This is a genomic window from Nesterenkonia massiliensis (assembly GCF_000455245.1).
Taxonomy (GTDB): Bacteria; Actinomycetota; Actinomycetes; order Actinomycetales; family Micrococcaceae; genus Nesterenkonia; species Nesterenkonia rhizosphaerae.
Map to the genome: position 1 here is coordinate 282,553 of NZ_HG005167.1, position 13,343 is coordinate 295,895.

At 60.9% G+C, this 13,343-nt stretch carries 14 protein-coding genes and 1 tRNA gene; 9 read left to right on the plus strand and 6 right to left on the minus strand.

Translation table 11 applies throughout. The annotated features are described in order from the left end of the window. The first annotated feature begins 86 nt into the window (after nt 1-86). Entirely contained in the window at nt 87-929 is an 843-nt protein-coding gene (locus tag TX78_RS06830) for an SDR family oxidoreductase (protein WP_044494840.1), read from the plus strand. A gap of 7 nt (nt 930-936) precedes the next feature. On the opposite strand, the gene TX78_RS06835 is transcribed toward TX78_RS06830, so the two are convergent. The 4 genes from TX78_RS06835 to TX78_RS06850 all read right to left on the minus strand — a co-directional run bounded on the left by TX78_RS06835 (nt 937) and on the right by TX78_RS06850 (nt 6,288). Then, entirely contained in the window at nt 937-1,389 is a 453-nt protein-coding gene (locus tag TX78_RS06835) for a sensory rhodopsin transducer (protein WP_081652625.1), read from the minus strand. 3 nt (nt 1,390-1,392) lie between these two features. Then, complete coding sequence (locus tag TX78_RS06840) at nt 1,393-2,616, minus strand: D-arabinono-1,4-lactone oxidase (protein WP_044494842.1); 1,224 nt, start codon at nt 2,614-2,616, stop codon at nt 1,393-1,395. 187 nt (nt 2,617-2,803) lie between these two features. After that, on the minus strand, nt 2,804-4,495 hold the full coding sequence (locus tag TX78_RS06845) for a catalase (RefSeq protein ID WP_044494844.1): 1,692 nt from the start codon (nt 4,493-4,495) through the stop codon (nt 2,804-2,806). 191 nt (nt 4,496-4,686) lie between these two features. Then, entirely contained in the window at nt 4,687-6,288 is a 1,602-nt protein-coding gene (locus TX78_RS06850) for an NAD-dependent epimerase/dehydratase family protein (protein ID WP_044494846.1), read from the minus strand. 133 nt (nt 6,289-6,421) lie between these two features. Here TX78_RS06850 and panB point away from each other — a divergent pair, with 133 nt between their 5' ends. Continuing rightward, entirely contained in the window at nt 6,422-7,273 is an 852-nt protein-coding gene (panB, locus tag TX78_RS06855) for a 3-methyl-2-oxobutanoate hydroxymethyltransferase (protein WP_044494848.1), read from the plus strand. A gap of 6 nt (nt 7,274-7,279) precedes the next feature. On the opposite strand, the gene TX78_RS06860 is transcribed toward panB, so the two are convergent. Next, on the minus strand, nt 7,280-7,492 hold the full coding sequence (locus tag TX78_RS06860; RefSeq protein WP_044494849.1) for an SPOR domain-containing protein: 213 nt from the start codon (nt 7,490-7,492) through the stop codon (nt 7,280-7,282). A 71-nt stretch (nt 7,493-7,563) separates the two neighbouring features. On the opposite strand from TX78_RS06860, the gene map reads away from it, so the two are divergent. From map to TX78_RS06880, 5 genes are all read left to right on the plus strand, one after another. Continuing rightward, nucleotides 7,564-8,451, plus strand: coding sequence for a type I methionyl aminopeptidase (gene map, locus TX78_RS06865; protein ID WP_044494850.1), 888 nt, complete (start codon nt 7,564-7,566; stop codon nt 8,449-8,451). Nucleotides 8,452-8,584: 133 nt separating this feature from the next. After that, nucleotides 8,585-9,445: a polyphosphate--glucose phosphotransferase gene (ppgK, locus tag TX78_RS06870; protein WP_081652626.1), complete on the plus strand. Its 861-nt coding sequence runs from the start codon at nt 8,585-8,587 to the stop codon at nt 9,443-9,445. A 200-nt stretch (nt 9,446-9,645) separates the two neighbouring features. Further along, on the plus strand, nt 9,646-9,813 hold the full coding sequence (locus TX78_RS13730) for a hypothetical protein (RefSeq protein ID WP_158644310.1): 168 nt from the start codon (nt 9,646-9,648) through the stop codon (nt 9,811-9,813). Between the two features lie 157 nt (nt 9,814-9,970). Next, nucleotides 9,971-10,047 (plus strand) — tRNA-Val (locus TX78_RS06875). A 74-nt stretch (nt 10,048-10,121) separates the two neighbouring features. Beyond that, nucleotides 10,122-10,709 carry a hypothetical protein gene (locus tag TX78_RS06880; RefSeq protein ID WP_044494852.1) on the plus strand — a complete coding sequence of 196 codons (588 nt, stop codon included), beginning with the start codon at nt 10,122-10,124 and terminating at the stop codon, nt 10,707-10,709. Here TX78_RS06880 and TX78_RS06885 read toward each other — a convergent pair. After that, nucleotides 10,703-11,203 carry a general stress protein gene (locus TX78_RS06885; protein WP_081652627.1) on the minus strand — a complete coding sequence of 167 codons (501 nt, stop codon included), beginning with the start codon at nt 11,201-11,203 and terminating at the stop codon, nt 10,703-10,705. The two genes, TX78_RS06880 and TX78_RS06885, sit on opposite strands and share 7 nt — an antisense overlap. 438 nt (nt 11,204-11,641) lie before the next feature. Between TX78_RS06885 and TX78_RS06890 the strand changes: the two genes are divergently transcribed. Next, on the plus strand, nt 11,642-13,210 hold the full coding sequence (locus TX78_RS06890) for a sodium-dependent transporter (RefSeq protein ID WP_044494853.1): 1,569 nt from the start codon (nt 11,642-11,644) through the stop codon (nt 13,208-13,210). Then, on the plus strand, nt 13,210-13,320 hold the full coding sequence (locus TX78_RS13175; protein ID WP_081652628.1) for a methionine/alanine import family NSS transporter small subunit: 111 nt from the start codon (nt 13,210-13,212) through the stop codon (nt 13,318-13,320). The genes TX78_RS06890 and TX78_RS13175 overlap by 1 nt, the downstream gene beginning before the upstream one ends. The last annotated feature ends 23 nt before the right edge of the window (nt 13,321-13,343 follow it).

Below are 13,343 nucleotides of genomic sequence, written 5' to 3' on the forward strand. Positions count from 1 at the left end.
TGACCCTGGCGGCACAGCCGTGTGTAGCGCGGAACGCTTCCGGGAGTTAGGCTGAACTCCCTGCCCCCTTGTGAAAAGAGGCCACGATGCACAGCTCCTCTCCCGCACTACCGGCTCGGGTCCTGCTTGCCGGATGCGGCGATCTCGGCTCCAAGGTAGGTGCGCTTCTGCATGCTGGGGGTATCGAGGTGACCGGGCTGCGTCGTCGTGCCGCAGGCACTGATGTACCGTTCCCGGTCATGAGCCGGGATCTCAGCGCTCCCGACGGTGAGGCACTGCCGGAGGTCGACGCCGTCGTCGTGGCGCTCACCTCTGACACTTCTGACGCAGCCGGATATAAACGCACCTATAGACAAGGGCTCAAGGGGCTTGCTGCTGCGCTCCCCCATCGTGGCATACGGGTCATTTATGTCTCCTCCACCAGCGTGCTGGGAACCTTGGCCGGGCAGTGCGTCACAGAGGAAACCGTTCCGCAACCGGAACGTGCCACGGCCCGGGTGCTGCTTGACGCCGAAAACCTCGCACGAGAGCTGTTCCCGAACCTCACAGTGCTCAGACCCGCCGGAATCTACGGGCCGGGTCGCACACGGCTGATACATAAGGTCCGCAGCGGCGAACCCGTAGACCACGGACTTATCACCAACCGCATTCACCGTGATGATCTTGCAGCGGTGATAGTGCAGCTACTGCGTCAGCCGCAGCCGATACCTCTGCTGCACGCTGTGGACAAAGCGCCGGTACCCCTCGGAGAGGTGCTCAGCTTCATCGCCGCGCAGCTGGGCGTACCCTCACCGCCTGATAGCGGCAGCGGCAGCCCTCACGGAAAGAGGATCGATGCCCGCATGATGCATCACCTGATGGAACCCCAGGGTCTGAAGTACCCCACCTACCGCGAAGGCTACCTGCAGGTGTTGGTGCCGCCCTCATAGACAGCACTCAGTCCAGCGGGACCGGGTTCAGGTGCGAGACCGCGAGATTGCCACCACGGGAGTCGAGGTAGAGCAGCTGCGCCACCACTGGCCCATCAGCATCAAGAACCAGGCCATAAGGCGCATCCAGCGGCACTGCTTCAGGTTCGATCAGGTCATTGATCCGTTGGTGTTTGACCCTCTGGGGTTCCACAAGGATCTCATAGGGCCCCACGGGGTCACGATCAGCGTGGAACACGGTGACGCTTACACAGACCGGGGCGGCGGAAGTATTGAGCAAACAGAGCGTATTACGTGAGGTGAACTCCGGTTCGGTTCCTGTGCTCTGACTCGGCGCAAATCCCGCAGAGAAGACCCACTGCTTTCTCCCCAGGTCCGCGCCCCTTACTGCCGAAGTCTTATCCCTGACTGTGTCGGAGACGGTGTCCTTCAACTGACTGAGCGAATCTTTCAGCGCCATCGGCTACTCCCCTGTCTCAACGAATAGTTCACGCAAGTAGTCGTTCAAGAAGACGCCCTCTGGGTCCATGTCCTGCCGGATCTGCTGGAATCGCTCCCATCCTGGGTACAGCGGAGCCAACTCAGCGGCTTCCAGGGTGTGCTTCTTGCCCCAGTGCGGCCGGCCATCGAACTGACGGAAGAGCGGTTCGAGATCATCAAAGTAGGCCTTATAGGGCAGCGTGTTGTTCTGCAACAGAGCGATGGTCATTGTTGGTGCGCCCTGGCGGTAAACAGTCTCCGCATTGGATATCAAGCCATGATCAGCAGCGATAGTCCGTACCAGCACACGCCAACCCACAGTCGCTCGGTGTTTGGCTCTGACGCGTTCTCTCACCTGCTTGAAGGCTTCCAGCTGGGTATCCAGTGGAAGCATGTATTCCATTTCTTCGAAGTGCAGGGCTCGATCATTGGGGATGATCTCGTAGTTCGGCCCGGTCTCGTCCTTCTTCAGTTCACCCTCAGGTTGAAGATCAGGCTCTTCGCCTGGTTTGTTCAGCATGCGTACCTGCGCGAGGTCACTGCGCGGATACCAGTAGAAGTCGACACTGCGGTTCACCTCGATCAGTTCGGCGAAGTTCTCCAGAACCCAGTCAATATGCGTGATGTAGTTCTGCCGGTGAAGCTCATAGGCCTCTTCCAGGCGCAGGGTCAGGGAGGTGAAAATACCCAGTGACCCCAGGGACACTTGAGCTGCACGCAAGAGATCATGATCTTCGCCCTCCCCCGCGTCGACGCCGAAGGGAACCTCCTCGCCCAAGCCATTGATCACACGACCGCCGATCATGGTGGAGGATAGGTTGCCGAGCCGAACTCCGGAGCCGTGGGTTCCTGTCCCGATGGCACCGGCAATGGCCTGGTAGTCGACGTCGCCGAGATTCTCCATAGCCAAGCCGTGTTCGGCGAGCTGACCTCCCAAGTCACTTAATCCTGTTCCCGGCAGAACTCTTGCCTGCTGACTCTGAGAGTCGGCCTCGATCACGCCGGCGAGGTTCTCCAGAGAGACCAGGGTGTCATTGGTATTGAAGATGGGAACTGATGAATGTCCTGAGCCCACAGGCCTCACGGTGCCACCGCGTCCTCGGGCCGCGGTGACGAGCTCCGCGACTTCCTCAGCACTGGAAGGCGCTGTTCGCCGGGCGGGTGTGAAGGAGATGCTGCCAGACCAGTTGGTGAACGTCTCAGCCATGTCGGTACCCCTGATGGTCGCGTGCGTTTCCGCATGTCAGTCTTCCCACCTGACCTGGACATTCGCTTGATACTGACCGTTTACGACGACGGCGCCAGAGACAGTCCCTTGAGACCGTTCTCTGGCGCCGTGGCGCAGTGTCTTCCTGACCTGGGCTGATTGTCCTCAGCCCTGGACGGCAAGAGCCTTAGTTGGCTGGCGCATCCTCGCGGGTGTACTCGAGGTCGCCCAATCCTTCGAGCACCTGCTCGGCTGTCACCTGGTGGTTCACCACGGAGGAGGTCCAGGTGCCCCATACGGTGGGATCGATGGTGTCACCGTTATTGCCGAGGTTCTCCAGACGCTTCTTCTCATCCTCAGTGAAATTCTGAGTGGGCAGCGGCTGCAGGTGCTTCACATCCTCAGCGGTCTTGTTGATGTACTCACCCACACGGGCTCCGTACTCGTCGTGGACCATGAACAGGTGCCACAAGAAGCGCTCCTGAACCTGAGGTGCTGCCTGCTGGATCATGCCACCGAGCTCCTTGACCAGCTCGTCGCGCTCCCACTGGTTCATGGTGGAGTAACGGGCACGGGCCTGCAGGTAATCGTTGGTGCGCTCGAGATTGGAGGAAGCCAGGGTGCCGTTGACCGCAGGTGGGTTATTCGGCTTCTTCTCCGCTTCGACGAGACCGCCGGTGACCGAAGGCTCGTAGTTCACGTGCGGGTTCTGGCCCGGTGCAAGGTCCACGCCGTAGCTCATCTGCCCGCCGCGCTGGTTGGTGTGTACACGTCCCTTGACACCCTTGGGCGAGTTCACCGGCAGCTGCAGGTAATTGGGGCCCACGCGGTAGCGCTGGGTGTCTGAGTAGGAGAAGGTTCGTCCCACCAGCATCTTGTCGTCGGAGAAGTCCAGGCCGTCCACCAGCACACCGGTGCCCATGGCGATCTGCTCGTTCTCGTTGTGGTGGTCCTCCACGTTGCGGTTCAGCGTCATTGTGCCCACGTGGCGCAGCGGGAACTGGTCCTCGGGCCAGATCTTAGTGTCATCCAGCGGATCCCAGTCCAGCTCTGGGTGATCGGTGTCTTCCATGATCTGCACGTACATGTCCCACTGCGGGTACTCGCCGCGCTCAATGGCGTCGAAGAGGTCGCGGGTGGCATGACCGGTGTCCTGGCCCTGCACCTTGGCGGCCTCGTCGCTGGAGAGCGATGCCACGCCGGCACGGGGGTGGAAGTGGTACTTCACCAGAACGGTCTCGCCTTCGGCGTTGACCATCTTGTAGGTGTTGACGCCGAAGCCCTCCATGTGGCGGTAGGTCGCGGGAATGCCGCGCGGGCTGAAGAGGTGCGTCAGCATATGCATGGACTCGGGGGCCTGGCTCATGAAGTCCAGGATGCGGGCGGGCTCCTGGCGGAAGGAGACCGGATCCGGCTTCAGCGAATGGATAACATCGGGAAACTTGATGGCATCACGGATGAAGAAGACCGCGAGGTTATTGCCCACCAGGTCCCAGTTGCCGTCCTCGGTGTAGAACTTCACGGCGAAGCCACGGGGATCTCGTGCAGCCTCGGAGGAGTCGCGGCCACCGATCACTGTGGAGAAGCGAATGGCCAGCTCGGTCTTCTTACCTGGCTCCTGGAACAGCTTGGCGCGGGTGTACTTCGACGCTGGCTCATCACCGATCTTGCCCGTGGCCTCGAACTCACCGTAGGCGACGAAGCCGCGCGCGTGCACCACTCGCTCCGGGATGCGCTCGCGGTCGAAGTGGGAGATCTTCTCCAGGAAGTGATAGTTCTCCAGAGTTGCGGGGCCACGGGAACCGATGGTCCGCATGTTCTGGTTGTACTGGACAGGGTGGCCCTGTCGCGTCGTGAGAATCTGGTCGTTATCTGCCATGTCTCTCCTTTTTCGCTGTGCGGTCAACTACAGCAGCGCCGGTGCGACGCCACCGCTCCCCTCGCCTGAAGAGGCCGCACGGTATGAGTGGACACCTCCAGTCTAGGCCTTATTACTAGTAATTCAGAACAACCTGGTCGCTTCAATTTCTGAGAGTTTCCTGACAGTCACCTCGCATCCAGCCGGGAGTACTAGTTCCCCGGGACGAATGTCTCGCGGTCGGTGCGGAATGCGCGCTCACGTGCATAGCGGTGGACCTGTTCAAGGGCGTCACGCTGATGATCGGCCGCTGCACTGAGTTCATCAAACACCTCCGGCGGTACGCCCAACGCGTCGGTGAAGCCCTGCAGCACTGTCCATCCGCGTTTCTTGGCAGTGACCGCGCCCATCATGAGTTCGGCCTCCAGCACCATGGCCGAAGGCGACCGTGTGAAAGGTGGCCGCCCGTACGGCTTCAGGCGAGACACTCGCTCCCCCACCCAGAGCAGCGGTGCCTGTAGTCCCGGCCGAGGAAAACCCTGACGCTTCATCAGCTCAGCGAGGAAATCATGCTCATCCCCGATCGCCACTGCGACTTCAGACAGCCGTGCATAGACGGGAGTATCGATGAAATCATCTGCCATCGCGCGGATACGCTGCAGTCCAGCCGTGGCACCGGAAAGGTGATCCGCCATGTATTGACGCAGCAGCGTCACGTCGACGTCGTCGTCCTCCATCAGGTGGTCCGCTGCAGGTAGGGGATACTTCTGCGTGGCATCGGTAGTCCGCGGGCGCATGGGGATCGAGGATTCACCGCTGCCCTCCCCCAGGCCCTCAATGAGGTCATCCAGGGCTTGGGCCGCGGACATAGTGGGCTGCCACCCGAGCTCAGCTTTGGCTCTGGAGTTATCCATGATGGGCACCCTTGTTGCCATGTCTAGCCAGCCTTCATCCATGGGCAGCAGGTGCATTCGGTGAGCCGCCTTGACCAGTGACCGCAACGGTGCAGCGGGCAGCGCGATACTGGCCCGAGTTTTATCTCTGTGTGCGACGACTTTGGCGATGGTTTCCCCGTCGAGAAGGTCATCGGCGCAGATATTGAAACCACCGTGTGCACCACGCAGTACAGCTTCTGCATAAGCGGAGGCGACGTCACGAGCATGGACTGCCTGAGAGCGGACTCCTGCGGGCATAGGCACCATTGGCGGTCGCAGGGTCTTCAGAATCTGCACCGGGGCCCAGCGTCCGGCGAAGTAGCGCTGGATCTCGGCCCCCGCACGGCCCTGAAAGATCAGTCCGGGTCTGATGCGCGCCAGCGTGATTTCCGGATGCGCAGTCTCGAATTCATCGCAGACGCGTTCTTGGGCCGCCTTGTCCACGCTGTAATGCGAGGTGGGTATGCCCTCTGTGGGCCAGTCCTCGGTCCGTGGCTCGTCGTCTTCCACCGGGGAGTAAGCGCCCACAGACGAGGCCACTGCAATGTGCTTGACCCCCGCCGTCGCGGCGGCCTGCAGAACATGTCGGGTTCCCTCGACATTGACCCGACGCAGCAGCTCACGTTTTGAATTGGGCTGGATGAGCCATGCCAGATGGATCACGGCGTCCACGTCAGCAAAGTGCTCGGCGAGATTCTGCACCGAGTCCGCGAACTGGATGTCGGCCGTCTTCCAGTCCGCGTAAGCGTAAGGTGTCGCGTCGAGCTCCGGGAGGCGCCGAGCAATACCCAGCACCGAACTGACCTCGGGACGCGAATGCAGTTCCTCAAGCAGTGCGGTTCCGGTGTTTCCTGTGGCCCCTACGACGGCAATGCGCATCTCTACCAGCTCCTATTGCTCTTATGGCGGCGCGGCTCGTAGTCCTTAGGTGACCATGCTCACCTGGACATACGCTCAGGGCCAGCCCGATTTCTCAGCGATTACGTGCTCGTGTCGCGCTAGGGTGGTTGCCATGTCGAATGAGGAGCAGAATCCCTATGGTGCCGCGCAGACTGCGGCTGTGAACCCCAAACGAATGCGCACAGTTCACCTGAAGCAGTTCAAGGATGCTGGCCAGAAGTTCAGCATGCTGACCTCCTATGATGCGATGACTGCGCAGCTCTTTGACGCAGCCGGTGTGGAGGTCCTTTTAGTGGGAGACTCTGCGGCAAATGTGGTGATGGGCCGCAGCACCACACTGCCCATCACCGTGGAAGAGATGCTCGTCTTCGCCAAATCCGTAGTCAACGGTGCCACTCGGGCCCTGGTAGTAGTGGACCTTCCCTTCGGCTCCTACGAGGTCTCGCCGCAGCAGGCAGTAGAAACTTCCGTACGTGTACTGAAGGAAACCGGAGCCCAGGCGGTAAAGCTGGAAGGCGGGGCAGCCAGGGCTGAGCATATCCGCGCTGTGGTAGCAGCCGGTGTACCGGTGATGGCACATGTGGGATTCACTCCGCAGTCCGAACACGCCATCGGCGGTTACCGAGTGCAGGGCCGCGGGGAGGCTGCTGAAGCCCTGCGTGCTGATGCACTGGCGGTCGAGGAAGCAGGGGCTTTCGGTGTAGTCATGGAGATGGTGCCCGCTGAGATCGCCGCGCAGCTGGAGTCCGAACTGACCATCCCCACTATCGGAATCGGGGCCGGTGCTGCGACTACCGGACAGGTGCTGGTCTGGCAGGACATGCTGGGCCTGGGCAGCGGTCGGGTGCCACGGTTCGTCAAGCAGTACGCGAATCTGCGCGAGGTCATCACTGAAGCGGTCACGGCATACCGCGCCGATGTCACTGCCGGCACCTTCCCTGCCGCTGAGCACACCTTCGAGTAGGCGGGCTCAGCGGGCGTCGTCGTCCTCTGCGGTGAAACTGTCGAGCAGAGAATCCTCCTCCGCCTCGTCCTCATCCCAGCGCTCGTTATTGGCCTGGACTTTCTCCATGGCCTTCAGGGCTTCCTCCCGAGTGGCATAGGGGCCCAGGAGGTGCTTCCAACTGGACTGAGCGCCTTCTTCGACTTCACCGCTTCGCAGGTTGTACCAGTAATCAGTCATGTACCCAGCCTACGCCGGCCCCCACTGTCCAGGCTGTCTTCCCACGTGCTTGCGGCGATAGGATGGCAGCCATGGCTTCTGCACTTTCGACTGCTCCCGTAGGCACTTTGACCAAAGGCACCGTCTCCCCCGAGCGTGCCGTGCCGGCTTCAATCGCCAAGCCGAATTATGTGGGGCTGGCGGAGCCGCCGCGCTATACCGGGCCTGATGCTTTTGACGCAGAGACCATCAACAAGATTCGCAAGGCTGCCCAACTGGCCGCAGATGCCATGGTCGCCACCGGTGGGCTCGTCAAGCCCGGAGTGACGACAGATGAACTGGATGCTTTCGCCCATCAGTACCTCATAGACCGCGGCGCCTATCCGTCGTGCCTGAACTATAAGGGCTTCCCCAAAGCCATCTGCACCTCGGTGAATGAGGTGGTTTGCCATGGCATCCCCGACTCCACAGTTCTCAACGACGGCGACATCGTCAACCTGGATATCACCGCCTACCTTGATGGAGTTCACGGCGATCACAACGTCACCTTCCTCGTCGGCGACGTCGACGAAGAGTCTCGTCTTCTGGTGGAGCGCACCCATGAAGCCATGATGCGTGGAATCCGCGCGGCTAAGCCGGGACGTCCCATCAATGTCATCGGCCGGGCCATCGAGGTGTACGCCCGCCGCTTCGGCTACGGCACAGTGCACGAGTTCATCGGCCACGGAGTGGGTCCGGCCTTCCACACGGGACTGGTGATTCCACATTATGACGCGGCGCCGGAATACTCCCAGCTCATCGAACCCGGCATGGTGTTCACCGTTGAGCCGATGCTGACACTGGGGACCCGCCACTGGGATATGTGGGAAGACGGATGGACTGCAGTCACCCGTGACCGTAAGCGGACCGCTCAGTTTGAGCACACCGTGGTCATCACCGACGACGGCGCCGAGATTCTTACGCTCCCCAGCCAGTCCTAGCCGGGCCACCGGCGTCGTCGTTCCGGGCCGCTGTGCCCCTGGACACACTCAAACACGATAGTCTGTATCCGCACTGGCGCAGCGTCGCGCCCTTTCCTGCATTCCCTTGTTCTATCAATACTCGTGGAGAACTATGACCAAGCCAGATAAGAAGGCCCCTGCCGCTGAATCTCTCGGCCCGGCCAGCGCGACGCTGCCGGACCTGCCCAAACGGGCCATTGGCATCGATGTCGGCGGCACCGGAATCAAGGGTGGCATCGTCAATCTGCGCAAGGGCACTCTGATAGGAGATCGGTTTCGCATCCCCACCCCGAAACCGGCAACCCCTGAGGCGGTGGCTGAGGTGATCGGTCAAATCCTTGAGGACTTGTTGGGGCGTGAGAAGGCGCCGTCGCGGACAGACCTGGTGGTAGGTGTCACCTTCCCCGCCATTGTCATTGACAATGTGGTGCTGACCGCGGCAAATATCGACGAATCATGGCTCGACTGCGACACGACAAAGCTGCTCCAGCACCTGCCTGGACGTGTGGCCACCCTGAATGATGCTGATGCGGCTGGTCTGGCGGAGGCCCGCTATGGTGCAGGTGCTGGCAGGGCCGGCACCGTAATGATGGTGACGCTTGGAACAGGCGTAGGCAGCGCGTTGGTGCACGACGGCGTCCTGGTGCCGAATTCAGAGTTGGGCCACCTGGAATTCGAGGGCGTTGTCGCAGAGACCAAAGTTTCCGCCTCGGCACGCGAACGCGCGGAGCAGCCCTGGGATGAATATGGCGAGACACTGCGTCGGTATCTGAAGCATGTAGAGCGCATTCAGCCCGTGGGACAGTTCATCATTGGTGGCGGCGTCTCCAAGCGAAGCGAGGATTTCCTCCCCTATGTCACCGGATTGCGCGCAGAGGTGACTCCCGCCGTCTTGGTGAATAACGCTGGCATTGTCGGCGCTGCGCTATACGCCGCGGAACAGGCGCGACTGGCTGAGGTGCGCGCGGTCTAGAACTTGCAACGAATCAGCGCCTTCGTCTTCCAACGTCGTGGAAGATGAGGGCGTTTTTTCGTGCCTCGGAAACTTTCTCACGGAATCCCGTGATCTTCAGCACAAATACCATGTAAACACGGTGTTACAGGAATGTTTCATCAAAGACTTCACTTGAACTAATCGACACCAAAGAATGGATACAGAAAGGACGAGGCCGAATGAACGCTCTCAAGCAGAAGCTCTTCAAGACCGGAGTCGACAAAGCCCCGCATCACCGCATTCTGCAGATGCTCAGCGCCTCCGAGCGCCGCGACTTCGAGGTCGGACCCCACGACCTCCCCTTCCGCAGCCAGCCAGCACGCGACGTCATGTCTGTGACTCGCTAAGACAGCTCAGCAGCACACATGCGCCCCGCCGCTCCGGACACTGCACCGGCGGCGTGGCGCTTTTGTTTGTACAAGTTCTGGGCTGTTCGGCCAGCGTGTCCACAGCGCTGCCGGAAAGACAGTACAATAGATTCTCGTGCCCAGCAGATGGGCGCATGGGCCGATAGCTCAGTTGGTTAGAGCACTGCGTTTACACCGCAGGTGTCGGGGGTTCGAGTCCCTCTCGGCCCACCAGAATGACAGGGAAGTAGCGGCGAATCTTCCCGAATCGGTGGGAAACCTTCCCAGACGGCCACTAAACTGTGCTCATGGCAGTCATCGAAGAGCGCCCCGGCAAGACGCGAACCTCTTACAGGGTCATCTGGTACACGCACGGAAAGCGGCACGCCAAGACCTGGGACTCCCGCGCCAAGGCAGAACTCTGGGCAGAGCTCATTGAGCAGGTCAAAGGAGACGCAGCAGCCGCGCAGCGGGCATTAACGCAGAAGGTCTCCACGGCTCCCAAGCTTTTTGGGGTGGCCGCCACCTATATCGAACGCCTCATCGACGTCACGCCATACACCCGGACCAAGTACAAGACCCACTTGGAAATGCCCCTGGACACCTTTGAGATGCCTGTGGATGTCATCACCGCGGACGACATCGCTCGGTGGGTTGTATGGATGCAGAACGAAGCCCCTGTGCGGGCAGCGAAGAAGACCGGCCACTCCCCCAAGACGATCAAGAACGCGCGCGGCTTCCTTTCCTCGGTGCTGTCGCATGCGGTCAAGCGTGGACTGCGTAGTTCCGCAGGTTTCGGGCCCGTGACTGGCTGGGGTCCTCTGTTGGGCATGAGAAAGGCCCCCACCAAAACGGTGAGGGCCGGTCGTCTTCTATTTGTCGTGGTGGGCTATTGAGTCGTGGGCCCAGTCATGAGGACACGAGCTGCGTGGTCCACATGCGATGATTCGACCATGACGTCGTAGGTTTCGGCTTCTATGGCGAAGCGGGAGGTGAAGTCGCGTTTCCCGCCGGTGACTGCGTGGCCAATTGCACCGAAGATTGCTCCCCAGAGGGCGCCCGTACCGATGGCGATGAGAAGCAACCAGAGCCAACCGAATGGTGGCGTGATGATCGCGAACAGTAGTCCTATGAGTAGGCCGAACCAGACTCCGGAGAGCGCGCCATAGCCGGCGGCCTTGCCGGTTGTCATGCGTGTGAGGACTTGCTCGACAGTGCGCAGCCCGGTGCCGACGATTCGTACCTTATTGACGGGGAAGCCGGCGTCTGAAAGCCCGTCGACTATGGATTGGGCTTCGTCATAGTTGTTGACGGTTCGGAGTATTTGGTAATCCACGCGTTGATCATTCGGAGTCAGGCTGTCGGGCTGATTGCCAGTGGGGTTGACCATAGCTGTTCCTCCTTAATCATGAACTTGCAACGTCTTCCTACGGCGCCGGTGCTGGGCGACTGGCCCTCATATCTACGTGAACGTATCGGCACTTTAGTCTGTTCCCCATGTTTCTGCTGGTTCTTCCTCGGACTGTCAGTGGATCGCGGAATATTGCTTTCGATGTGGACCTGTCGTGCGGGCATAAAATGGCCCCGCCGTAGCGGAGCCTTGTGTGTCTGCGGTGACAGCGCCGATTCACCAGTTGCCGCCCGTGGTGTCTTTCGCCGGGGTCGCCTACAGTGCGATGGCCAGCCGCCAGCGCAGAGTCCCCGCCGCTAACGTTCCACGTGCTGGAATGATGCCCTACGCGGCTACCTCGGCAGCAGCACCCTGGATAGACTCCTTGCGTTCTGACGGTGGACACGTATGCCGTCCACGTTTCGACAAAGGATTCACATGAGCGAATCAGCCACCACCTCAAAGCCTCGCCTTCGCGAGAGCTTCTCCGGCCGCACCGCGTTCATCCTCGTTGCCATCGGCTCTGCCGTGGGCCTGGGCAATATCTGGAGATTCCCGTACGTCACCTACGAAAACGGTGGCGGGGCATTCCTTATCCCGTACCTGATCGCGCTTCTGACTGCCGGCCTGCCCATTCTCTTCTTCGACTACGCCGTCGGACATAAGTTCCGCGGGTCTCCCCCGCTGGCGTTCAAGCGCATGCACCGCAGCGCGGAGCTCGTGGGCTGGTTCCAGGTGGGTATCTGCTTCCTGATCGCCATCTACTATGCCGCGATCGTTGCATGGGCGGCGATGTACACCGGGTTCTCCCTCACCCAAGCCTGGGGCGACGACGCGGAGGGATTCTTCTTTGCCGAGTTCCTGCAGTACGACGGCGGAGGCACCGAGGGCAGCGGGATCTCGGTGGACTTCGTCGCTCAGGTCGGCTGGCCATTGGTCGCGGTGTGGATCCTCATACTCATCGCGCTGGCCACTGGTGTGCGCCGGGGACTGACAGCAGTTTCCATGTGGGGCCTGCCCTTGCTTTTCCTGATGTTCGCCATCCTGGTGGGCTACTCGCTGACGCTCGACGGCGCGATCACCGGCCTCAACGAGCTCTTCACCCCGGACTGGGGTGCCCTAACCAGTGCCACCGTGTGGATTCAGGCCTATGGTCAGATCTTCTTCAGCCTCTCGGTCGGCTTCGGCATCATGATTACTTATGCCTCCTATTTGAAGCGCAAGTCCAATGCCACCGGATCCGGGCTCGTGGTGGGCTTCGCCAACTCCTCCTTCGAGCTCCTGGCTGCCATCGGCGTCTTCTCAGCACTGGGATTCCTGGCCGTGGCCGCCAATACTGCCGTCGATGAGGTAGCAACTTCAGGACTGGGACTGGCTTTCGTCGCTTTCCCCACCATCATCTCCCAGGCACCGGCTTCGGCCCTGCTTGGCGTGCTCTTCTTCGGCTCCTTGACCATCGCGGGCATCACCTCGCTGATCTCCATCCTGGAGGTAGTGGTCTCCTCAGTGAAGGACAAGACCGGCTGGTCCCGACCGGTCTCGGTGGCGGTGGCCGGCGGTTCGGCGGCGATCCTCTCCGTAGTCCTCATCGGCGGCGTGTCAGGCGTGACCATTCTCGACGTCGTAGATGCCTTCTCTAACAACGTGGGCATTGTCCTGGGAGCCTTCTCCGCTGTGCTGCTGGCGACCTGGGTCTACCGGAAGCTGGATGTACTGGCCGCAGCTCTTAACGCTTACGGCTCGTTCAAGGTGGGACCCATCTGGAAGGGGCTCATCGGCGTCGTACTCCCCGTGGTGCTGGGCGTGCTGCTGGTGATGGACATCCGTGACAAGATCACCAACGGGTACGGAGACTTCGATACCTGGGTGGTAGCCACCTTCGGGTGGGGTTCACTTGCCCTGGTGGTGGTTTCCGCCATCGGCCTGAGCCTGATGCCCTGGCGCAGCAATTCCGCGATGCATATGGAAAGTCCTGACCACGAGCAGGTTGAACGGGAGAAGATCTGATGGGTATCGACGCTGTCATCATGATGATCGTTGCACTGGTCACCGTGTGGGGCGGCCTGCTGGGCGCTGTTCTGCACCTCTCCCGCCATCCCGAGGACACCTCCGAGTAGGAGTCGAGACTCATGGGCAGTGC